Raw genomic sequence first — 21,869 nt, 5'->3', positions numbered from 1 at the left:
GGTGAATCTTGCGAATGTGTTCCCGGTCCCGCGAAAAAGTTGAGTGACGTCGGCTCAAGTACGGCTCAGGTCGGTCGGGATATCCAGTGGCCCCAATCACCCGAATCCGATTCAGGTGAGGTCCGTCACGAATAGCGCGGCGGTGTTTGCAGATGACACATGGTTGCCCTACGCTAACTAAATCGTGTGACTTAAATATGCACAGAACTATTTGCAAGTCGATGGAGAGCCCTTGATGTCCACACCCACCAATTCGCCGCCCCTGGCGAAGACGCCGCCAACCGGGCCGATCGTGGCAGTGCTGGCATTCGCCGGCATCGTGGCCTCACTGATGCAGACACTGGTCATCCCGATCATCCCGCATCTGCCCGAGTACCTGGACGCGCCGGCATCCGACACCGCCTGGGCCGTGACCGCCACCCTGCTGGCCGCGGCCGTCGCAGTGCCGACGATGGGCCGCCTCGGTGACATGTTCGGCAAGCGTCGCATGATGCTGATCAGCATCGGACTGCTCGTCGCGGGTTCGGTCGTCGCCGCACTGTCCTCGAGCGTCATCCCGATGATCGTCGGTCGAGGCCTACAGGGTCTGGCCGCCGGCCTGATCCCGCTCGGTATCAGCGTGATGCGCGACATCCTGCCGCCTGCGAAGCTTGCCGGTGCAGTCGCCATGATGGGTGCTTCGCTGGGCGTCGGTGGCGCATTGGGTCTTCCGATCGCGGCGATCATCGCCGAGTACGCCGACTGGCACATGCTCTTCTGGGTTTCCGCTGCTCTCGGCCTGGTCGCAGCCGTACTGGTCATCCGCGTGGTGCCGGAATCCCCGGTGCGAACGGGCGGCAAGTTCGACTTCGCCGGTGCGATAACCCTCGCCATTGCGCTCGTTGCGCTGCTGCTGCCCATCTCGAAGGGTTCCGACTGGGGCTGGACCAACAGCAAGACGCTTGTCCTGCTGATTGTTTCGCTCATCGCGTTCCTCGTCTGGGGCTGGTGGGAGCTCCGCACCGCCAAGCCGCTCGTCGACCTTCGGGTGTCCGCCCGCCGGCAGGTTCTGCTCACCAACGCCGCGTCGATCGTCTTCGGGTTCGCCATGTTCGCCCAGACGATGGTGTTCCCCCAGATCGTTCAGTTGCCTGAGGCCACCGGCTTCGGACTCGGCGGATCCATGCTCGTCTCGGGTCTGGTGATGGCACCATCCGGCATCATCATGATGCTGATCTCACCGATCGGATCGAAGATCACCAACGCGGTCGGCCCCAAGATCACGCTGATGATCGGTGCCGTGATCGTGGCACTCGGGTACGGCATGGGCGTCGTTGCCATGCACTCGATCTGGCAGCTCGTCGTGATCGCACTGATCATCGGCGCCGGAACGGGTATGGCCTACGGTGCGATGCCGGCTCTCATCATGGCAGCGGTTCCGCCCACCGAGACCGGTGCGGCGAACAGCTTCAACACCCTGATGCGTTCACTCGGAACCTCGTTCGCGAGCGCCATCGCCGGCGTCATCATCGCCAACATGACGATGTCGCTCGGCTCCGCCACCCTGCCCTCCGAGGACGGGTTCCGGATTGTCATGGCACTGGCGGCCGGCTCGGCGATCATCGCATTGGTCATCACCGCGTTCCTGCCCAAGTTCCGGGCACCGGCCACCGCGGACTCGGCTGCCGGCGACCACGAGGCTGCGCAGACATCGTCCAAGTGAGCATGACCAGGTGACACCCCGACCCGAAGGCGCTGCATCCGCGGCGCCTTCGGGCTTTGGCCGGGTCGTCGAGAACATCATCAAGAGAACAAGCAAGAGGAGTAACCCGAAATGCCGAAACCTGTGATCGTCGGAGTCGACGGTTCCGAGAGCTCAGACCATGCCGTGGTGTGGGCCGCGAACACCGCCCAGCTGATGGGCACCGACCTCGTTGTGGTCGGCGTCTACGAACCGCAGCTCGGTGGCCTGGCGGCGTCGTCGATGGCCTACACCGGAGACCTGGTCGCCATTCTCAAGAAGGCTGCCGAAGACACGGTCGCAGCTTCCGAGCAACTGGCCCGGACCACCGCCCCGTCGGTGAACGTCTCCGGACGGGTCGTCGCCGGCACACCTGCCTCGTCTCTGACCCGCGAATCCGCGGACGCCGCAATGGTTGTCGTCGGCAGCCGCGGCCTCGGCGCCGTCCGTGGACTGATCGCCGGATCTGTCAGCACGGGCGTGGCCGCGCACGCCACCAGCCCGGTGGCCGTCATCGCGCATGCCCCGGGCACCGGTCCGGTGGTGGTCGGCATCGACGGCTCCGCGATCGCCGATCGTGCACTCACAGCAGCGTTCGAGCAGGCCGCACTGCGCGGAACCGGCCTCACCGTCGTCCACACATGGACGGACCTGGCCACCAACACCTTCGGTGGAGTCGGGATCACCGACGAAATGATCGAAGAGGTCCGGGACGAGGCCAAAAAGCTTGTCGCCGAACGAATCGCGGCCCACTCAGCCGACTTCCCCGACGTCCGGGTCTCGACCGTCGTCGCTGCGGACGGACCCGCACACCAGCTGCTGACCGCCGCCGCTGAAGGAGCCCAGCTCCTGGTCCTGGGCAGTCGTGGACGCGGCGGTTTCACCGGCCTGCTGCTGGGCTCGGTGAGCCAGACGGTGCTGCACCATGCTCCGAGCCCGGTCCTGATCATCAACTCCCACACCAGCTGATCTTTCGCCGGCTGCACTCGGCCCCGCCTGCTCTACGGAGTGCGCGGGGCCGAGTTCTGCAAAGGGCACGCCCGGATCACCAGGTCACCGCGCGATCGATCACAGGACGGTGAGGATTCGTGGTCCCTCCGCAGTGATCGCGACCGTGTGTTCGAAATGTGCGGCGCGAGCACCGGATGCGCTTGTGAGCTCCCACCCGTCGGGGGCATGGACGTATCGGTCGTCGCCACCCCGGATCAGCATCGGTTCGATCGCGATCACCAGGCCGGCGGAGAGTTTGATTCCGCGGCCCGCGCGGCCCTCATTCGGGACCTGCGGGTCCTCGTGCATCGCCCGCCCGATCCCGTGACCGCCGTGGTTTTCCAGCATCCCGTACCCGGCCGCACGAGCCGGTCCTTCGATCGCATGCCCGATGTCGCCCATCCGGCCACCGGGTTGCGCAGCTTCGATACCACGCAACAGCGCGGCCTGGGTCGCCGCGATCAGATCAACATCGGCCTGATCGGCTTCACCCACAACGAAACTGACCGCGGCGTCGCCGCACCAACCATCGAGGAACGCCCCGCAGTCGACGCTCACGAGGTCACCATCACGCAACCGTCGCCCGTCGGGGATACCGTGAACGACCGCGTTGTTCACGCTCGCACAGATGACTCCGGGGAAGGGCGTCGGCGCCCACTTCGGGTGATAGCCGAGAAACGCCGACTTCGCTCCGGCCCCGCTGATGATGGCGGCCGCCACGTCATCGAGTTCTTTGAGGGTCACACCGACTGCGGCGTGCGCCTCCACCGCGGACAACGCCCGCGCCACCACCCGGCCGGCCTCCCGCATCATCTCGATCTCGCCGGATGACTTGAGTTGCACCATCGCCACTCCCCCTTTCGTCGCCCGCCATGATCCTCCACAGGGGAGCCGGGGTCTTACTCGCCCATCGGCCGTGAGGCCCTCAGATTCAGTGCTGTTGTGGAAAATCGGGAGATCTGGCTCATAAAACCGGGTTGTCGGCACCAGGATATGGCGTCCCATCTGGAAGAATCTGCCGCGTGAGTGCGACCGTGACCGACCTGTCCGTCGCATCGCGCTCCCCTGGCCCGGCCTCCGGTACCGAATACCGGGTCGACCTCGACGGCCTGCGCGGTATCGCGATCACCCTGGTGGCGGTCTTCCACATCTGGTTCGGCCGGGTCTCCGGCGGAGTGGATGTCTTCCTGACCCTGTCGGGCTACTTCTTTGTCGCCTCGCTCCTCAAACACGTCCTCGCGACGTCTCCGGCAGGCGTCGGCTGGACGCAGGCGGTGAACCCGGGACCTCGCCTGTGGCGCCTGGCGCGCCGACTGCTGCCCGCTCTGCTGACGGTGCTCCTGTTCATCGTGGTGATGTGCCTGCTGCTCATGCCCAGAACCCGGTGGGCCCCGTTGAGCAGCGAAGTGATCGCCTCGGCGTTCTACTACCAGAACTGGCATCTGGCGCTCGCCGCACAGGACTACACCGCCGCAGACTCGGCGAACAGCCCGATGCAGCACCTGTGGTCGATGTCGGTGCAGGGGCAGTTCTTCGTGCTGACCCTGCTCTCGGCGCTGGCGCTCGGCGGGATCCTGAAATTGCTGGCGAAGCGATTCGCCACGTTCGGCAAACCCGTGGTGATCAGATCGATCATCGGGACGGCGCTGCTGGGAGTCGCACTGGTGTCGTTTGCGTGGGCGCACCATCGCCACGGCATCAACCAACCATTCAATTACTACGACACCATCGCGCGTACCTGGGAACCCATCGCCGGCGGCTTGCTCGCGGTGGCGATGCCCCGGGTCCGGATGCCCCAATGGCTGCGCAACGCCATCGGGCTCGTCGCCCTGGGACTGATCATCACGTGCGGCTGGTGGATCGTCGGAGTTCAGCAGTACCCGTCGACGATGGCCCTGGTGCCCGTCGGTGCCACGCTGCTGCTGATCTGGAGCGGGTCACGGCAAACCGCGCCCACGGACATCACCGAACCCGCCACGGTCAGCTCCTGGCTGGCCCATCCCTCGATCGTCTGGCTCGGTTCCATCGCCTACGCCCTGTATCTCTGGCACTGGCCGCTGCTGATCTTCTACCTGACCTGGCGCTACAAGGACAGCGTCAACGTCATCGAAGGGGCCGGCATCATCGCGGCCTCCCTGGCACTGGCCTGGGCGACGACCACGTACATCGAAAAGCCCCTGCGCCAGTCCGACAAGAAGCCGCCGCGCGAATCGGATACGGCTCCGGCAACCCCTGCGCGCCGTCGTCGATGGTTGACTCCCGCAGCGGTTCTGACCTCCGCCCTCGTCGTCCTCACCGCCATCACCGGAGTCGGCATCGTCGCCTGGAACAACCACGTCCAGAACCTGACCATCGACACCGAGAACCTCGACCCCCGGCTCTACCCGGGCGCCCGCGCCTATCTCGACGGCGTACCGGTTCCGCGGGTCGAGGCCGAGCCCACTCCGGATGTGGCCGACAAGGATTGGCCGATAACGTCTTACGACTCGGTGATCTCCGGATGGAAAGACGGCTCGATCAAGGTCGGCGTCTACGGCGATCCCACCGCCCAGCGGACCGTAGCCCTCGTCGGCGGGTCACACGCCGAGTACTGGATCACCGCGCTCGACGCGGTCGGCAAACAACAGGGTTTCAAGGTCACGACGTATCTGAAAGTCGGATGTCCACTGACCACCGATCATGTCTTCACCTGGTTCGGACAGAAGTACTACCAGTGCAACGAATGGTCGCGCGACGTGATGGATCGCCTTGCCGTCGACAAACCGGACGTGGTGTTCACCAACAGCACTCGCCCCGTCGAAGGTGAAGTGACCGGAGACTTCGTCCCGCAGGACTACATCGACATCTTCAGCGAATTCCGCGACCGCGGCCAGAAAGTCATTGCGGTGCGCGACAATCCGTGGACCGTCGGCAAAGAAAGTCCGCCCGAGTGTCTGGCACTGGGCAAGAAGCCGTCGGTCTGCGGCGTCGAGCGGTCGCTGGTGATGTCGCCGACGGATCCGGCGCTGGCCATCGCACCCGACTTCCCCAACATGAGCTTCCTCGACTACACCGATGCCATGTGCGACGCCACGTACTGTCCGGCGGTCGTCGGGAACATCCTGGTGTGGCACGATTTCCACCACCTGAGCGCGACATTCGTGCGTAGCCTGATCCCCGCGTTGGGGACCGACATGCAGAAGGTGCTGTCCAGCTGGTGGTGATAACGCAGAAGGCTGTGGCCGCAAACGGCTATCGGCTGGATCTCGACGGATTGCGTGGTCTGGCGATCACGCTCGTGGTCGTCTTCCACATCTGGTTCAATCGGGTATCCGGTGGCGTGGACGTCTTCCTGACCCTGTCCGGCTATTTCTTTGTGGCGTCGCTGCTCAAACACATCCTGGCGACCTCTGCCGGATCCGGCTCGACCTGGGTCGCGGCCTTGAATCCGTTCGGGCGGTTGTGGCGCCTGGCCCGGCGACTGGTACCCGCGCTGATCACGGTCCTGATCGCCGTTGTCGTACTCGCCGTGACGGTGCTGCCGAGGGCTCGCTGGGAAGCGTTGGGCGATGAGGTGATCGCCTCGTCGCTGTACTTCCAGAATTGGCACCTGGCACTGGCGGCGCAGGACTACGCCGCAGCCGATTCGGCCAACAGTCCGATGCAGCATCTGTGGTCGATGTCGGTGCAGGGCCAGTTCTTTGCCGCGACATTGGTGGCGCTGCTGCTGGTCGGCGGCGTGATCCGGTTGCTCGGCATCGGCTCCGAGCCCTTCCGGCGACCGGCGGTCGTCCGCGGCGCCCTGGCCGGCGTCATCGCCCTCTCGGCCGTGGCGTCGTTGTCGTGGGCGGCGCATCGCCATGGGATCGACCAGCCGTTCAACTACTACGACACCTTTGCCCGGGCCTGGGAGCCGCTATTGGGTGGCCTGTTGGCGTTGTGGATGCCGCGTGTTGCGTTGGCGCAGTGGATCCGCAACGCACTCGGTGTCGCGGCACTGGTCCTCATCGTCAGCTGCGGATGGTGGATCTCCGGCGTCGACGAGTACCCGTCCACGATGGCTCTCGTGCCCGTCGGGGCAACCGCGCTCCTCGTCTGGATCGGATCGGCGCACACCGCGCCAACGGCCAGTCCGTTCGCCACGCCCGAAGCAGCACAGGTCAGTTCGTGGCTGGCCCATCCGAAGATCGTCTGGCTCGGTTCCATCGCCTATTCGCTGTACCTCTGGCACTGGCCGGTCTTGATCTTCTATCTGGCGTGGCGCTACCAGAGCGACGTCTCGTTCCTCGAAGGCGCAGGCATCATCGCGGTGTCAGTGGTACTCGCTCATCTGACAACGAAATTCATCGAGGTGCCGCTTCGGGCCGGCCGCACGAAGGTCAAGCCGGCGCGCATCGACGTGCGCCGCATCCCGGTACCGAGCTACGCCGCCGCCCTCACGTGTGTGCTCGCGGTACTCACCGCCGGCACCGGCCTGGCGATCCATGAATGGCAGTCCCGATCGGCGAGCCTGACCCTCGACGCCCAGAATCTGGACCCCGAGCTCTACCCGGGAGCCAGGGCATATTGGGCCGACGCAGCGGTTCCGCGAGTCAGCCCGCAGCCGAATGCACTTGCAGTGGAGAATGATTGGCCGATCTCATCGGCCGACGGAGTCGTCTCCGGCTGGACCGACGGTTCGGTGCGCGTAGGCGTGTACGGCGATCGCGGTGCCGCACGGACGATCGCACTGGTCGGTGGTTCCCACTCCGAGCATTGGCTCACGGCCCTCGACGCGATCGGCCGGGAGCAGAACTTTCGGGTGACGACCTACCTGAAGGTCGGCTGCCCGTTGATCACCGAGACGATCCTCACCCCGATCGGTGAGGAATACCCACAATGCAACGAGTGGTCGCGGATGGTGATGGATCAGCTGGCCGTCGACCGACCCGACGTCGTGTTCACCACCAGCACCCGCCCCACCGACGGTGAGGGGTCCGGCGATTACATCCCGTCCGACTACCTCGACATCTTCACCGAGTTCCGCGACCGCGGGCAGCAGGTGATCGCAATCCGTGACACCCCCTGGGCGCTCGGCCCCCAACTGACACCACCGGAGTGTCTGGCGGATGGCGGGTCGGCGATCGACTGCGGCGTCGACCGTGAGCAGGCGCTGTCTCCGGAGGACCCGACGCTCGCCATCCGATCCCAGTTCCCCAACATGTCGTTCCTCGACTTCTCCGACGCCCTGTGCGACGACACCAACTGCCCGGCAATCGTGGGAAACATCCTGGTATGGCACGACTATCACCACCTGACCACCGCCTTCGTATCGAGCCTGACCCCGGCGATGAGAGACGGCCTCCGCGATGCACTGCCCGGGTGGTGGTGACCGGTCGCCGGGGGCGCAGATCTCGATCGCCTGGTGTCGCAGACTGCGATCACACGTTGTGGCACGCCACCTGATGCCCCGCACCGACGAGACGAAGGTCGGGAACTTCCTCAGCGCAGCGATCGGTGACCAGCGGGCATCGGGTCCGGAACCGGCACCCGCTCGGTGGATTCAGCGGCGACGGAAGCTCGACTGCTTTCTGCTCCACGTTCTGCGAGGCAGTCACTGTGGCGTCGGGATCCGGGATCGACGCGAGCAGCAACTGCGTGTACGGATGCAGTGAGCGCTTCTGCATACCCTCTGCCGGGACGATTTCGCAGACACGGCCCAAATACATGATCATCACGCGATCACTGATGTTCTTCACGACGGCCATGTTGTGCGCGATGAACAGCATGGAGAGTCCGTGGCGCTTCTTCGCGTCCTCTAGCAGATTCAAGATCTGGGCCTGCACCGAGACATCGAGACTGGAGACGGGCTCGTCGCAGATCAGGACCCTGGGATCGAGCATCAACGCGCGTGCGATACACACCCGCTGGCACTGACCGCCCGACAACTCACGGGGCGTGCGATCCCAGACCACGTCGGGATCGAGGCCGACCTCGGCCAGAACCTCGCGGGCCCGGGCCTCGATGGATCTCTTGTCCTTTCCACCCCAGATGGCCGGCCCCTCGGTAACCAGCGCTTTGACCTTCCGACGAGGGTTCAGCGATGAGATCGGATCCTGGAAGATCATCTGCAGCTGAGTGCGGCTGCGGCGCAGTGCTTCCGCGTCCAACTCGGTCATCTCCATGTCGCCCAGGCGGATGGAACCCGATGTCGGCGAAGGTAATTGCATGATCGCGCGGCCGGCAGTGGACTTGCCGCAGCCGGATTCACCGACCACGCCCAGCGTTTCCCCCGGACTGACGGTGAAGGAAATACCGGACACGGCGTGCACGGTCTGCCCTTTGCCGACATCGAATTCGACGACCAGGTCTTCGACAGTCAGAGCCACCGCACGCGTCTCGGGCTCTTCGGTATCCGTTGCCACGGCCATCAGATCATCTCCTTCACCGTGAGCGGCAAGCCCGCTGCGGTCCTGCCGGCCTCTTCATTGGCGGCCAATGCCGCAGCGCCCTCCGGTGTATCCACCGGGTAGTGGCACGCAAACAAATGGCCATTCGATGTGCGGTCGTCGGGGCTGCCGGGCGCCAGGCCCGGATCGGTGGTCAAGCAGTCATCTTGCGCGTACTTGCAGCGCGCTGCGAAGCGGCAACCCTCGACCGGCTTCGTCATGTCCGGCAACCCACCCGGAATGGTTTGCAGCACCGTATGCGTCGGCGATTCGAGGCGCGGAATCGCGGAGATCAACGCTTCGGTGTACGGGTGGCGCGGGCGCGTGAACAGTTCTTCGGTCGCCGAGGTTTCCACCACGACACCGGCGTACATCACGGCGACACGATCGCATCGTCCCGACACCACGCCGAGATCATGACTGATCAGGATCACGGCCATGTTGAGCTTGTCGTTGAGCGAGGCGAGCAGATCGAGGATCTGCTTTTGCACGGTGACGTCGAGTGCTGTGGTCGGTTCGTCGGCGATCAGCAGCTTCGGCTCACAGGCCAAGGCCATGGCGATGACCACGCGCTGACGCATGCCGCCGGACAATTCGTGAGGGAACTGGTCGACGCGGCGCCTCGGCTCGGGGATACCCACCATCGTCAACAGTTCCACCGCGCGGTCACGTGCGGCGGCCTTCTTCAGGCCGAGGTGAAACCTCAACGACTCGGTGATGTGCGTGCCGATCCGCTTGAACGGGTTGAGCGACGTCATCGGATCCTGGAAGACCATCGCGATTTCCGGACCCCAGAAGTGTTTCATCTGAGACTTCTTCATCGTCGACATATCGTGACCGGCAAAGGCCATGGTGCCGCTGATCTTCAGACCCGGACCATTCTGCAGCAAACCCATGACGGTGCGGCCGAAAACCGATTTGCCGGAACCTGATTCGCCAACAATACCGAGGGTTTCACCCTCGGCGACGTGAATCGAGACACCGTCGACGGCCCGCAACTGCCCGCGGGGAGTGGCGAATACAGTCCGAACGTTGTCTGCCTGCAGCAGCGGCGCCCCGGCGTTCAATGATGTCGTCACAGTTTGCTCCGATACTTCTCACCGATGAGGTTGAACGAGAACACGGTCAGGAAGAGGAAGACGCCGGGCACCAGAACGATGAACGGATGCTTCTCCACGATGCCACCCTGACCTTCTGCGATCATGTTTCCCCACGTCGGATCAGGCTGTGCGATACCGAGTCCGAGAAAACTGAGCGACGCTTCCGCGACGATCAGCCCGGACACGGCCACCAGTCCGAGTGCGGCCACCGGGACCAGGACGTTGGGGACGAGTTCCCGCCAGATCACGCGCCACTTCGTGGCACCCATTGCACGGGCCGCCAGAACGAACTCTCGCTGTGCCACCACGATGGTGTTGGCTCGGGCTATCCGAACCATGCTGGGAATACAGAGGATCGACAGTGCCAGCGTGATGTTGAGCAGGTTCGGCGTCAGCGCGGCAGCCAACGCGATCAGCAGAACCAGTGACGGAATCGCCAGGAGCGAGTTGGTGAGGATTCCGACCACGGCGTCGACCTTCCCACGGAAGTATCCGGCCATGACGCCGACGGTGACGCCGATGATCACGCCGATCAGCACGGCGCAGATCGCCACCGTCAGAGAGGCGCGGGCACCGTACAAGACCCGGGCGAGGAGATCGAGGCCCAAGTTGTTGGTACCCAACGGGTGCTCCGAGAACAGGCTCGGGGAGGCGAATCCGGGTTCGGTCAGGGTCTTGACCGTGTCCTTGTGTTCACCGAGCGGTAGGAGGGGGGCAAGGATTGCGGCCGACACCAACGCCGCCAGCCAGATGACGGACAACCAGTACGACAGGTCGAATCGACTGCCCCACCTGGCCAGGCCGATCTTGCCGAGACCTTTGAACAGAAACACGAACGCAACCAGAGCGATGACGATTCGAACCGTCATCATGATGCCGGAGCCGAACAGGGAGGTCCCCAGTAGCGCGAGCCCGACAACTGTCAGGATCGTGCCGATCAGCACCAACCTCGTCGGCTTGTCTTGCGTCTCTGCCGGGCCGGTTGTAGGCGGTTCCGCCTGCTGCCGATGTGTCGTCACCCCGGGCCGGGCAGCTCCGGCGGGCGTCACTTCAGACATGGACACGACGACTCCTCGGGTCAAGATAGGTGTACAGAACGTCGATCGCACTGTTGACGGCCACGTAGATGACCGCGATCACGACCACGGCTCCCAGCAACATCTGCGAATCACCCTCTTGGGCAGCACGAACGATCAGGGTGCCCATTCCCGGCAGCGAGAACAGGGTCTCGACGATGACGGTGCTGCCGATCATGGCGCCGAGCGCCAGGCCCATCATGGTGATGAGCGAGAACGAGGATGGGCGCAGTGCGTCACTGAACAGGACTCGCAGAGTGGGCATCCCTTTGGCCTTCGAGGCGAGGATGTAATCCTCACGCAAGGTCGTGACCAGATCGCTGCGGAGCACGCGAGTGAACATCGCCATCTCGAGAAGGCTGATGGTGATCGCGGGAAGTATTGCATGAGAAAGGTTCCCGGTGAAGCTCTCACCGAGACGAACCCACTGCGAGCGGGGAAACCAGCCGAGCCAGTTGACTGTCACCATGATGAGCAGCAGGCCGGCCAAAAAGCTCGGAACGGACAGGACGCCGAACGTCGCGGCGCTGATGACGCGGTCGATGACACCACCCTCGTGGTGGGCCGACCACAGTGCCATCGGTACTGCGATCACCAGGGCGAAGGCCAGGCCCATCACAGCGAGTTGAACGCTGACGGGTAGAGCAGAACTGATCGCGGTGAGGACGTCCTGCTGCGGCGGGATCAGCGAGATACCGAGATCACCCTGCAGGGCGTCGGTCAGCCAGTTCCAATAGCGAACCAGGAGTGGGTCATTGAGGCCCAACTGCTGACGCATGTCCTCGTATTCGGCCGGGGACCGGCCCGCACCCAGCACCGCAACGGCGGGGTCACCTGGAATCAGGGACGCCAGCACAAAGGTGCCGAAGCTGACGATCAAGAGCACGACGAGAAGCTGGCCCAGTTTCTTACCGATTGTGCCGATGTCCATCTGGTTTTCTCCTTCGGACAGCCGGCTCGCATTACCAGCAGTTCCGTATCTCGGTGGCTTTCAGTGGCGTCCGGCCCCGCACGAAGACCCTGCGGAGCCGGACGCCCACCTCGGTTCGAAAGCTAGGACTTCCAGACCTCGTCGAAAAGTACGATGCCGTCGACGTTTTGCTTCAGTCCGTGAACGTTCTGGTTCCACACGTCGAACGTCGGCACGTTACCCCAGACCAACCACGGCACGGTCTCGTTGGCGCGCTCCTGGATCTGGGCGAGAGCTACCGTCTTGTCCTCGTCGGTGGTGGCAACGCCGAGTTGATCGAGCAGAGCGTCCATCTGGGCGTCCGTGTAGCCGGTGGCGTTGTTGGCGCTACCGGACTTGAGGTTGGCGTAGAGACGCTCGTACGGATCGGCCTCGGACAGCGACACCGCTGCGGCACTGACGTCATAGTTGTGGTCGACGTACATGCGCTTGACCAAATCGCCTGCGCCGGTGGCGTACTCGATCTGAGTGTCGAAACCGACCGCGTCGAGCATTGCCTGGACCGCGAGAGCAGTCGCCTGCGCCGACGGTTCCTGCACGGCAAGGAACGTGATCTTGCCGTCATAGCCGTCGGCCTTGGCCGAAGCGAGCAGTTCCTTCGCCTTGGCCGGGTCCACGCCGATCGGTGCGACGTCGTTGTGCCACCGCGAAGTGTCCTGGAAGATTTCCTGACCGGGCAGCCCCTCGCCATTGTTGACGCGGGTGTTGAGCGTGTCCGGGTCGATGGCCAATGCCATCGCCTGACGGACACGGACGTCTGCGCCGGGACGGCCTGGGGCCACATTCACATTTGCGGTGTACCCGAGCGCCGGGATGTCGATGAAACCGGGTTTACCGCTCTCGATCAGATCCAGGATCGGGGTGAGCGAACGTAGGTACGCGACATCGATTCCGTTGGTGTTCAGTGCGTCGGCGGTGGCCTGTGCACCGACGATGCTGATCAGCTTGAGCTTGTCGATGTTGGGTGCGCCGCCGTAGTAGTCGGGGCGAGCTGCGAGCAATAGTTCCTCGTTGGGAGCAAATCTCTCGAGCGTGAACGCGCCTGCACCGATGGGCGTGAACGTGTCACCGTTCTGCGCGGTCGGCGAGACGATCATGCCCGGTCCGGTGGCGAGCATCGACTGAATACCTGTCCAGGGACTACTCAGGTTGAAGACAACCGTCGTCGCGTCCGGGGTGTCCATCGAGGCGACCTTGGTGGCCCAAACGCTTGACGCCGGTCCCTTGTTGGCAACGTAGCGGTTGATGCTGTCGGTGACGGCTTTGGAGTCGAGCGGTGTCCCGTCGCTGAACGTGACGCCGTCGCGAAGTTTCAGCGTCCAGGTCGCGCTGTCCGCACTCGGCTCGAGCGAGTTCGCCAGCTGCGGCACGAATTCCTGCCCGATGGGGTCGTAGCGCACCAATACGTCATAGATGGCACCGAGCTCGCTGCCTTCGGAAGCACCGGCGACTTGGCTCTTCGCCGGATCGAGCGTCTTCACAGCGGAATAACCGCTGAACGTCACCGTGCCACCTTTGGTGGGGGCACCGGGATCGGCCTGCTCGTTGACCATGCCGATCGTGAGCGCCGAACCTGATTCGGCAGTTTCACCGCCGCCGCTCGATCCGTCGTCGGCACACGATGCCAGGAACATGCTTGCGGTGACGGCGAGGGTGATAGCGGCTAACCTGCGACTCCTGCTGCGGGAACTGCGACTCATTCTGGTGCCTTCCATAGACAAAGTCCGCTGTGATGTGTCGTGAACACAACAGAGTGTGTGACAGATGCCACACATTGCCTAGGGCAGTCTCACTCAGTGAAACCAGCCGAGTTCTGCTCTCGACCTCACCGAGGTGGCCACACCGGAGCAATACTCCACGGACGCGCCGCCTCGAGCTGCGATGCCACCTGCAACAGCAGATCCTCGCGTCCGAACCCGGCGACCAGCTGAACACCGACCGGCATGCCGGATCCGTCCTTGCCCAGCGGGAGCGAGATCGCCGGTTGACCCGTTACGTTGAACGGACTTGTCATGCCGCTGAACGACATTCCGTGCTCCCAGACCGACGCCGGGTTGGTGGTGTCGAGCAGTCCCAGCGGCGGAGTCACGGTTCCCAGCGTCGGTGTCAGCAACAAATCGTGGTCGGTGAAGTAGCCGCCCAACATGGTTGCCGCTTTCTCCAGGTCAGAGAGCGCCCGGACATAGTCCCCCGCGCTCTCCGCAATTGCGCGGTCGTAGATCATGCGGGTCATCGGTTCGAGATCGTCGCTGCGCAGTTCGCGTCCGAGCTCCGCCAGACGCGCATTCACCGCCACCGACATCGGGACTGCCATCAAGTGCGTCAGGCCGCTCATGAGTTCGGCGAAGGGGAAGTCGGGGGCTTTGTCCACCACCTCGTGTCCGATATCGGAGAGCACACCCGCAACGTCGAGAGTCGCTGCAACACAGTCTGAATGCACCGCCGCCCCGGAAGGCAGCACCGTCGCGATTCCGATGCGCAAACGTCCCGGATCGGTCTGCACCACGTCGACGTACCGTTTCGATGGCGCAGCGATGACGTACGGATCGCCGGCTACGGCTCCTTGACTGACGTCGAGCAACAACGCCGTGTCACGCACGCTGCGAGTAACGGCATGATTGACGCTCATCGGACCCGCCAGCAAATGCGTCTTCGGGTGAGCAGGCACGCGACCGCGGCTGGGTTTGAGTCCCACCAACCCGCACGCCGACGCCGGGATGCGGATGGATCCGCCACCGTCACTGGCCTGTCCGGCAGGAACAATCCCGGCGGCAACTGCTGCGGCCGAACCACCCGAGGAGCCGCCGGCGGAGTGGGTGAGGCGATGGGGATTGCGAGTCGGCCCGAACAGCACCGGCTCCGTGCTCGCGTTCATACCGAACTCCGGCGAGTTCGTCTTGCCGATGATCACCAACCCGGCACGGCGGTAACGTTTCACCAGTTCAGAATCCTCGGCGGGCACAACATCCTCGAACAGTCGAGATCCGTTGGTACTCGGCAACCCTGCAACGTCCATGTTCAGGTCCTTGATCACGATCGGGACACCGCGCAGCGGACCTTGTGGCAGGCCGGCGGCCACCTGTTCACGTGCTTCGTCACCGCACGCACGGATGACCGCATTGATCGCCGGGTTACGCTCGTCGAGTCGATTCAAGCTGAACTCGAGGACTTCCTCTGCAGACGCGTCGCCGGTCTTGATCGCTTCTGCCAAACCGGTCATGTCGTTGGAATCAAACAACTCATGCATCGATATCCCACCTCGCTTGCTCGACGGTACTGCGGTGCATCATCTCGCCACGCCGCGAACCGAGGGTGAGAATCCCACTTACCGGGACGGTTGATGGAGGCCTGCCCGGTGCGTCAGGCCCACTGATCCCACGCGAGTTTGGTCGACATCACAACCACCACGGACAACAGCGCGATACGAATGACACCCGTCCCGCGGTTGAGCACCGTCCGCGACCCGAGGATCGACCCACATACATTGGCAACGGCGAGCATCAAACCCAATGCCCACCAGATGTTGCCGCCGATCGCAAAGACCACCAGCGCACCGAGATTGGTGGCGGTGTTGGCGATCTTGGCCAGTGCCGCGCTCTCGATGAAGTTGCGCGACAACAATGCGGTGAGCGCGATGATCAGGAACATCCCGGTACCGGGGCCGAAAATGCCGTCGTAGTAACCGATCACGGCAAACGCGACGCATCCGCCGATCATCTGCGTCCGGGTCAGCGGCGGACTCTCACCGCTGTTGCTCCCGAACGACGGCCGCACCGCGACGAAGATGCCGACCGCCAGCATCAGCACGATCACCAGTGGCCGGATGACATCTGACGAGATCGCTGCCGCCGACAACGCCCCGGCCGCCGAGGAGACAAACGCGATCGGCACCGACACCACCGCCAGCTTGCGGGGAACGGTGACCGCACGCGAATAGTTGAATGCGGCCACACCCGTCCCGGCGATCGCCGCCAGCTTGTTCGTTCCCAGTGCCATCGCCGGCACCGCAGCCGGGAAGGCGATCAGCATCGCCGGGATGAGGATCAGTCCACCGCCGCCGATGACCGCATCGATCCAGCCCGCCACTCCCGCAGCCACCAGCAACCAGGCCAGGACATCCCAGTCCGGAATCATCTACCCCCACCCGTCACACGTCATGCCTGCACCGTAGATCGCCCCTCACTTGTGATGCAGACCTCCCATCCACCACTGCCACGGCCGGATACGGCATGCTTGACGCGATGCTTTCCCCGAATTCCGCGAGCACCGCGACCAACACGACTGTCACCCAGACGGCTCGCCCGCGGACTCGGCATGCCTATCTGCACCATGTCGACCTGATTCGGGCGACGACGTTTTCGCTGGTCATCTTCGTGCACTGCCTCACCGCGACCACCGATGAGTTCAACAGCATGCCGGTCAATTCGACGACCCTGCTGCTGCATTTCACCCGGAACATGTTCTTCGCGCTGACCGGGTTCGTGCTGATGTATCAGAACTTCGACCGGACCGATTTCCGGACGGTCCACTTCTGGCGCCGCCGGATCAAGCTCGTCATCATCCCGTATCTGATCTGGTCATTCATCTACTGGGTGATCGAGGACATGTGGGACCAGGGCCGTCTCGGCGAGGTTCCGGGGAGCCTGGACGAGTTCTGGGATCTGCTCAAGTGGGGCCTGTCGGGCTTCCACATGTACTTCCTGTTCGTGATGCTGCAGGTGTACGTGCTGTTCCCGGTTGTTCTGTGGATCGTCCGCGCGACCAAGAACCATCACGCTGCGCTCCTCGCGGTCAGTTTCGCGGTCCAGGTCGCGGTCGCCTCGATCATCACGTACTGGCAACCGCCTGCCGACTGGGCCGGCCTCTGGTGGCACTACTACGCCACATTCGTCCCGTACCAGTTCTTCATCTTCCTGGGCTCGGTCGCCGCGGTGCATCGCGAGCGGATCCGCCTCTGGCTCCGGGGCAAGGGCACGTGGCTGTTCGTCGCCCTCCTGCTGACCGCGGCATTTGCGCTGGTCACCTTCTGGCGGCGGGTGTGGGGCCTGGATCAGATCCCGCTGTACGCCAGTGCCGCCTTCCAGCCGACACTGTTGCTCTTCCTGGTTGCGGCCATCGCCTGCCTGTACACGCTGGGCCAGCACTGGACCGACACCTACCGGGAACGGACGCCCACTTTCGACAGCGTGGTCAAGTACGCATCGAACCGGTCGTTCAGCGTGTTCCTGTGCCACGCCATCCTCATCTTCGCGATCCTGCACCCGCAGAAAAACGGACAATCCTGGATCAACACCCTGGGTTCGCCCTGGGCACCGGTCCTGACGTACATCGGCACGATCGCCGGTTCGTTGTTGCTGGTGGAGATCCTGCGCCGCCTGCCCGGTTCGTCGTACCTGACCGGGCGCCCGCGTCTTCCGATGCCCGGTCAGGGCATCACCGCGCCGACGACGTCGTCAGACCCGTCAGCAACGCACGCGGCCGCGCCAGAAAAGTCTCGCGAATGACGTTTCGGGCCACCGTCCACACCGCGCAATCACAGTCCGCGTAGACACCGCGGGCATCCACGCCGACGTTCCGGCACAGCGCGATCGCGCGCCCGAGGTGGAAATCCTGCGTCACGACGAGGACGTCGTCGAAGCCGTAGACGTCCCGGGCCCGACGGCAGCCGGCAGCGGTGTCGTAGCCCTCCGGGTCGTCGATGATCGCGGCGGCCGGAACGCCACGTTCTTCGAGGTAGGCTCGCATCACGGCCGGTTCGTCCCCCGCCTCGGGGCGACCGTTCCCGGAGTTGAGAACGCGCTCCACACGTCCCGATCGATACAGCTCGAGGGCGGTGTCGAGGCGCCCCCGCACATACGACCCCGGACCCTGCTCATCTACTTTCGACCCAAGGACCAGAGCAACCGGCGCCGACGGCGCGTCGGTGACCGCGAACTCCCGGTCGAACGCCATCACATAAATCCATGTGGCGGCCACCGCGATGACAAACTGGACAGAGACCGCGGCCACTCCGACCGACGCAAGGATTCTGACGCGATTTATGGCAGACATCACAATGAACCTTACCGATTAGTAACTTAGGTCTACCTGCGCAATAGTGCTGAGAAGCAAAGCCTTAACGTACATATCGGAGAACACTGCGTGTGCTCTGCGCTGTGTACTGCCAGCCCGTTGAACGCCCGCCTTCTGTTTCGGGATACATACACCGGAAGTCGGGAAGTTCGGTTATAGAAAGGTCGAGACGCCGTGAATGCCACGACGATCACCCTGGGAACCATCGGGGCGCTCCTGAGCCTCGTGTGTTGGGCCCTATTCCTTCGCGGAGTCAGCCGCATCTTCCGAACGATCATGAAGGGTCAGCCGGCCCCGGATCGCTGGCGCCCCTTCATCCCGCGCTTCAAGACGATGATGGTCGAGTTCATCGCCCACACCCGGATGAACAAGTTCCGGACCGTCGGCTGGGCGCATTGGCTGGTGATGATCGGCTTCCTGCTCGGATCACTGCTGTGGTTCGAGGCCTACGGACAGACGTTCGATCCGAAGTTCCACTGGCCGCTGTTCGGTGACACCTTCGCCTGGCATCTCCTCGACGAGATCCTCGGCCTGGGCACCGTGATCGGCATCATCGTGCTGATCATCATCCGGCAGCTCAATCACCCGCGCGTACCCGAGCGCCTGTCCCGGTTCGGCGGCTCCAACTTCAGTGCCGCGTACTTCGTCGAGATCGTCGTCCTGCTCGAGGGCCTGGGCATGATCTTCGTCAAGGCCGGCAAGATCGCCACCTACGGCCACGCCAACGCCGGCTCGGACTTCTTCACCATGCAGGTCGCCAAGCTCCTGCCCGCGAGCGCGGTGATGGTCTCGGTCTTCGCCCTGATCAAGCTGATGAGCGGCATGATCTGGCTCGCTGCCGTCGGACGCAACATCACCTGGGGCGTCGCCTGGCACCGCTTCGCGGCGTTCTTCAACATCTACTTCAAGCGTGAGGACGACGGCGGCGTCGCACTCGGTGCTGCCAAGCCGATGATCTCCGGGGGCAAGGTCCTCGACATGGAGACCGCGGACCCCGACGTCGACGCCTTCGGTGCCGGCAAGATCGAGGACTTCTCCTGGAAGGGCTGGCTCGACTTCACCACGTGTACCGAGTGTGGTCGTTGCCAGAGCCAGTGCCCCGCGTGGAACACCGGAAAGCCGCTCTCGCCCAAACTCCTCATCATGTCGCTGCGTGACCACGGCAACGCAAAGGCGCCATACCTGTTGGCCGGCGGTAAGAAAGACCTGGGCGGCGACGAGGTGGGCCTGGTCGACGCCGACGGCAACGTCCTCCAGGACAAGCTCGACGCGATTCCCGAGTCCGCCCGCCTCGAGGCCGAGCGCAAGCTCGTCGGCGAGAGTGAAGGCGCAACCGGCGCTGTCATCGACACCGAGACGCTGTGGAGTTGCACCCAGTGTGGTGCCTGTGTGGAACAGTGCCCCGTCGACATCGAGCACGTCGACCACATCATCGACATGCGCCGCTACCAGGTGCTGATCGAGTCGGACTTCCCGACCGAACTCGCCGGACTGTTCAAGAACCTCGAGAACAAGGGCAATCCCTGGGGCCAGAACTCCAAGGACCGCACCAAGTGGATCGACGAGATGGACATCGAGATCCCGGTCTTCGGCAAGGACGTCGAGAGCTTCGAAGGTTTCGAATACCTCTTCTGGGTCGGCTGTGCCGGCGCCTATGAGGACCGCGCCAAGAAGACGACCAAGGCCGTCGCCGAGTTGCTCGACATCGCGGCTGTCGACTTCCTGGTCCTGGGCGAGGGTGAGACCTGTACCGGTGACTCCGCTCGCCGCGCAGGCAACGAGTTCCTGTTCCAGATGCTGGCGCAGCAGAACATCGAGATGCTCGGAGAGGTCTTCGCCACGGCTCCGCAGCAGAAGAAGAAGATCGTCGTCACCTGTGCGCACTGCTTCAACGCCCTGGGCAACGAGTACCCGCAGGTGGGTGGCAAGTACGAGGTCGTGCACCACACCCAGCTGCTGAACCGGCTGGTTCGCGACAAGCGCCTGATCCCGGTCGCCGAGGTCAACGAGGACATCACCTACCACGACCCCTGCTTCCTGGGACGCCACAACAAGGTCTACGACGCTCCCCGTGAGCTGATGGCCGCCTCGGGCGCAACTCTCCGGGAGATGCCTCGCCACGGCGAGCGGTCGATGTGCTGTGGCGCCGGTGGCGCCCGCATGTGGATGGAAGAGAGCATCGGCAAGCGCATCAACATCGATCGGGTCGACGAGGCCCTGGGCACCAACCCCAAAAAGGTTGCCACCGGTTGCCCGTTCTGCAAGGTGATGCTGACCGACGGTGTCACCGCCCAGACGTCGGGTACCGAGAACGAGGGCAAGGTCGAGGTCGTCGACGTCGCCCAGCTGATCCTCGAGTCCGTCAAGCGTGGTGCTCCCGAGATCAAGCGTGGTGGACGGTTCCTCGGAGCCGCGTCGCTCGGTCTCTCGGCTCCGACGATCGAGCCGGAAGAGAAGAAGGCACCGGAGCCGGTCAAGGCAGCTGCACCTGCCGCGGCCACCGCTTCGACCGACACGGCCGAAAAGCCCAAGATCGGTGGCGGATTGGGTATCGGCGGCGGGGCCAAGAAGCCCGGCGGCGCACCCAAGCCCGGCGGCGCGGCAAAGAAGCCGGGTGGACTCGGTATCGGCGGCGGCGCGAAGAAGCCCGGCGGCGGAGCTCCCAAACCAGGTGGGGCAAAGCCGGCAGCAGCAGCACCGGCGCAGGCTGAAACCGAGGCGCCGGCAGCCGAGTCCGCTGCAACCGAAACCGCGGCACCGGCGGCCAAGGGTCTGGCCATCGGTGGCGGCGCCAAGCGTCCGGGAGCACCCCGGCCCGGCGGCGCAGCCAAGAAGCCAGGGGCAGCCAAGCCCGCGGCGGCGCCTGCAGCAGAACCTGCCCAGGCACCGGCAGCGCAGGCCGCACCCGAAGAGGCCAAGCCGGCAGCCGCACCCGTGAAGGGTCTGGCCATCGGTGGCGGCGCCAAGCGTCCGGGAGCACCCAAGCCCGGCGGCGCAGCCAAGAAGCCAGGGGCAGCCAAGCCCGCGGCGGCGCCTGCAGCAGAACCTGCCGAGGCATCGGCTCCTGCCGAGGCCGCACCGGAAGAAGTTGCCACCGAATCGGTGAGCGAGGCCCCGAAGGAGCCCACTGTTCCGGTGAAGGGTCTGGCCATCGGAGGCAAGGCCAAGCGTCCGGGAGCAAAACGTCCCGGAGCGCCGAAGCCCGCCGCGGCAGCGCCGGCACCAGCCGAGCCCGAGGCGACCGAACCCGAGGCAACTGAACCCGAGGCGACCGAACCCGAGGCGACAGAGCCCGAGGCAACTCCGGCCGAGTCCACTCAGGATGCCGCGCCGGCGGATACCCCGTCGACCAACGGTGAGGCGCGGACACTCAGCGAAACCGGACCGGCCAAGGCCAAAGGTTTCGGCATCGCGGCCGGCAAGAAGCGCCCGGGCAAGAGCTGACCGACCGGGTAAAAATTAAAGAAACATCACATTGAACGCGGTCGCGGCCGCCGGTCTTGGCGAGGTTCAACGCCAAATCGGCGGTCGCGA

General features: G+C 64.3%; 15 protein-coding genes. 6 read left to right on the top strand and 9 right to left on the bottom strand.

Translation table 11 applies throughout. The annotated features are described in order from the left end of the window. Window positions 1-235 precede the first annotated feature (235 nt). Window positions 236-1,702: an MFS transporter gene (locus tag AC51GR_RS00885; RefSeq protein ID WP_496322743.1), complete on the top strand. Its 1,467-nt coding sequence runs from the start codon at window positions 236-238 to the stop codon at window positions 1,700-1,702. Window positions 1,703-1,813: 111 nt separating this feature from the next. Further along, on the top strand, window positions 1,814-2,689 hold the full coding sequence (locus AC51GR_RS00880) for a universal stress protein (protein WP_496322742.1): 876 nt from the start codon (window positions 1,814-1,816) through the stop codon (window positions 2,687-2,689). Between the two features lie 99 nt (window positions 2,690-2,788). Here the strand turns inward: AC51GR_RS00880 and map are convergent, their stop codons facing one another. Beyond that, a complete protein-coding gene (gene map, locus AC51GR_RS00875; RefSeq protein WP_496322741.1) occupies window positions 2,789-3,556 on the bottom strand; it encodes a type I methionyl aminopeptidase in 768 nt (255 codons plus the stop codon). 176 nt (window positions 3,557-3,732) lie between these two features. Here map and AC51GR_RS00870 point away from each other — a divergent pair, with 176 nt between their 5' ends. Together AC51GR_RS00870 and AC51GR_RS00865 are read left to right on the top strand one after the other, a co-directional pair. Beyond that, window positions 3,733-5,913 carry an acyltransferase family protein gene (locus AC51GR_RS00870; protein WP_496322740.1) on the top strand — a complete coding sequence of 727 codons (2,181 nt, stop codon included), beginning with the start codon at window positions 3,733-3,735 and terminating at the stop codon, window positions 5,911-5,913. Next, window positions 5,907-8,060 (top strand): acyltransferase family protein, encoded by a 2,154-nt coding sequence (locus AC51GR_RS00865; RefSeq protein WP_496322739.1) that lies wholly within the window; start codon window positions 5,907-5,909, stop codon window positions 8,058-8,060. Before AC51GR_RS00870 ends, AC51GR_RS00865 begins: the two co-directional genes overlap by 7 nt. A 49-nt stretch (window positions 8,061-8,109) precedes the next feature. Here AC51GR_RS00865 and AC51GR_RS00860 read toward each other — a convergent pair whose 3' ends face one another. The 7 genes from AC51GR_RS00860 to AC51GR_RS00830 all read right to left on the bottom strand — a co-directional run bounded on the left by AC51GR_RS00860 (window position 8,110) and on the right by AC51GR_RS00830 (window position 16,397). Next, window positions 8,110-9,099, bottom strand: a complete 990-nt coding sequence (locus AC51GR_RS00860) for an ABC transporter ATP-binding protein (protein ID WP_496322738.1) — start codon at window positions 9,097-9,099, stop codon at window positions 8,110-8,112. After that, window positions 9,099-10,196: an ABC transporter ATP-binding protein gene (locus AC51GR_RS00855; protein WP_496322737.1), complete on the bottom strand. Its 1,098-nt coding sequence runs from the start codon at window positions 10,194-10,196 to the stop codon at window positions 9,099-9,101. Before AC51GR_RS00855 ends, AC51GR_RS00860 begins: the two co-directional genes overlap by 1 nt. Beyond that, entirely contained in the window at window positions 10,193-11,275 is a 1,083-nt protein-coding gene (locus AC51GR_RS00850; protein ID WP_496322736.1) for an ABC transporter permease, read from the bottom strand. Before AC51GR_RS00850 ends, AC51GR_RS00855 begins: the two co-directional genes overlap by 4 nt. Continuing rightward, complete coding sequence (locus AC51GR_RS00845; RefSeq protein WP_496322735.1) at window positions 11,268-12,224, bottom strand: ABC transporter permease; 957 nt, start codon at window positions 12,222-12,224, stop codon at window positions 11,268-11,270. Before AC51GR_RS00845 ends, AC51GR_RS00850 begins: the two co-directional genes overlap by 8 nt. Before the next feature lie 122 nt (window positions 12,225-12,346). Next, the gene (locus AC51GR_RS00840; protein WP_496322734.1) at window positions 12,347-13,963 is read right to left on the bottom strand and encodes an ABC transporter substrate-binding protein; all 1,617 of its coding nucleotides are present in this window, start codon (window positions 13,961-13,963) and stop codon (window positions 12,347-12,349) included. Window positions 13,964-14,088: 125 nt separating this feature from the next. Next, a complete protein-coding gene (locus AC51GR_RS00835; protein WP_496322733.1) occupies window positions 14,089-15,510 on the bottom strand; it encodes an amidase in 1,422 nt (473 codons plus the stop codon). A 113-nt stretch (window positions 15,511-15,623) separates the two neighbouring features. Continuing rightward, window positions 15,624-16,397, bottom strand: coding sequence for a TSUP family transporter (locus tag AC51GR_RS00830; protein ID WP_496322732.1), 774 nt, complete (start codon window positions 16,395-16,397; stop codon window positions 15,624-15,626). 107 nt (window positions 16,398-16,504) lie between these two features. Between AC51GR_RS00830 and AC51GR_RS00825 the strand changes: the two genes are divergently transcribed. Next, window positions 16,505-17,767 carry an acyltransferase gene (locus tag AC51GR_RS00825; RefSeq protein WP_496322731.1) on the top strand — a complete coding sequence of 421 codons (1,263 nt, stop codon included), beginning with the start codon at window positions 16,505-16,507 and terminating at the stop codon, window positions 17,765-17,767. On the opposite strand, the gene AC51GR_RS00820 is transcribed toward AC51GR_RS00825, so the two are convergent. Further along, complete coding sequence (locus tag AC51GR_RS00820; RefSeq protein ID WP_496322730.1) at window positions 17,697-18,314, bottom strand: SanA/YdcF family protein; 618 nt, start codon at window positions 18,312-18,314, stop codon at window positions 17,697-17,699. The genes AC51GR_RS00825 and AC51GR_RS00820 overlap by 71 nt on opposite strands. A 195-nt stretch (window positions 18,315-18,509) precedes the next feature. Here AC51GR_RS00820 and AC51GR_RS00815 point away from each other — a divergent pair, with 195 nt between their 5' ends. Continuing rightward, entirely contained in the window at window positions 18,510-21,779 is a 3,270-nt protein-coding gene (locus tag AC51GR_RS00815; protein WP_496322729.1) for a (Fe-S)-binding protein, read from the top strand. Window positions 21,780-21,869 lie beyond the last annotated feature (90 nt).

The sequence above is a fragment of the Williamsia sp. z71 genome (genome assembly GCF_059553375.1).
The sequence above is the reverse complement of the archived record's forward strand: the minus strand, read 5'-3'. Positions and strand labels throughout refer to the sequence as shown.

Coding starts and splice junctions, on each gene's coding strand:
- map (WP_496322741.1), bottom strand. CDS start 3,556: ATGGTGCAACTCAAGTCATCCGGCGAGATCGAGATGATGCGGGAGGCC.
- AC51GR_RS00885 (WP_496322743.1), top strand. CDS start 236: ATGTCCACACCCACCAATTCGCCGCCCCTGGCGAAGACGCCGCCAACC.
- AC51GR_RS00825 (WP_496322731.1), top strand. CDS start 16,505: ATGCTTTCCCCGAATTCCGCGAGCACCGCGACCAACACGACTGTCACC.
- AC51GR_RS00835 (WP_496322733.1), bottom strand. CDS start 15,510: ATGCATGAGTTGTTTGATTCCAACGACATGACCGGTTTGGCAGAAGCG.
- AC51GR_RS00830 (WP_496322732.1), bottom strand. CDS start 16,397: ATGATTCCGGACTGGGATGTCCTGGCCTGGTTGCTGGTGGCTGCGGGA.
- AC51GR_RS00845 (WP_496322735.1), bottom strand. CDS start 12,224: ATGGACATCGGCACAATCGGTAAGAAACTGGGCCAGCTTCTCGTCGTG.
- AC51GR_RS00880 (WP_496322742.1), top strand. CDS start 1,814: ATGCCGAAACCTGTGATCGTCGGAGTCGACGGTTCCGAGAGCTCAGAC.
- AC51GR_RS00850 (WP_496322736.1), bottom strand. CDS start 11,275: ATGTCTGAAGTGACGCCCGCCGGAGCTGCCCGGCCCGGGGTGACGACA.
- AC51GR_RS00840 (WP_496322734.1), bottom strand. CDS start 13,963: ATGAGTCGCAGTTCCCGCAGCAGGAGTCGCAGGTTAGCCGCTATCACC.
- AC51GR_RS00820 (WP_496322730.1), bottom strand. CDS start 18,314: ATGTCTGCCATAAATCGCGTCAGAATCCTTGCGTCGGTCGGAGTGGCC.
- AC51GR_RS00860 (WP_496322738.1), bottom strand. CDS start 9,099: ATGGCCGTGGCAACGGATACCGAAGAGCCCGAGACGCGTGCGGTGGCT.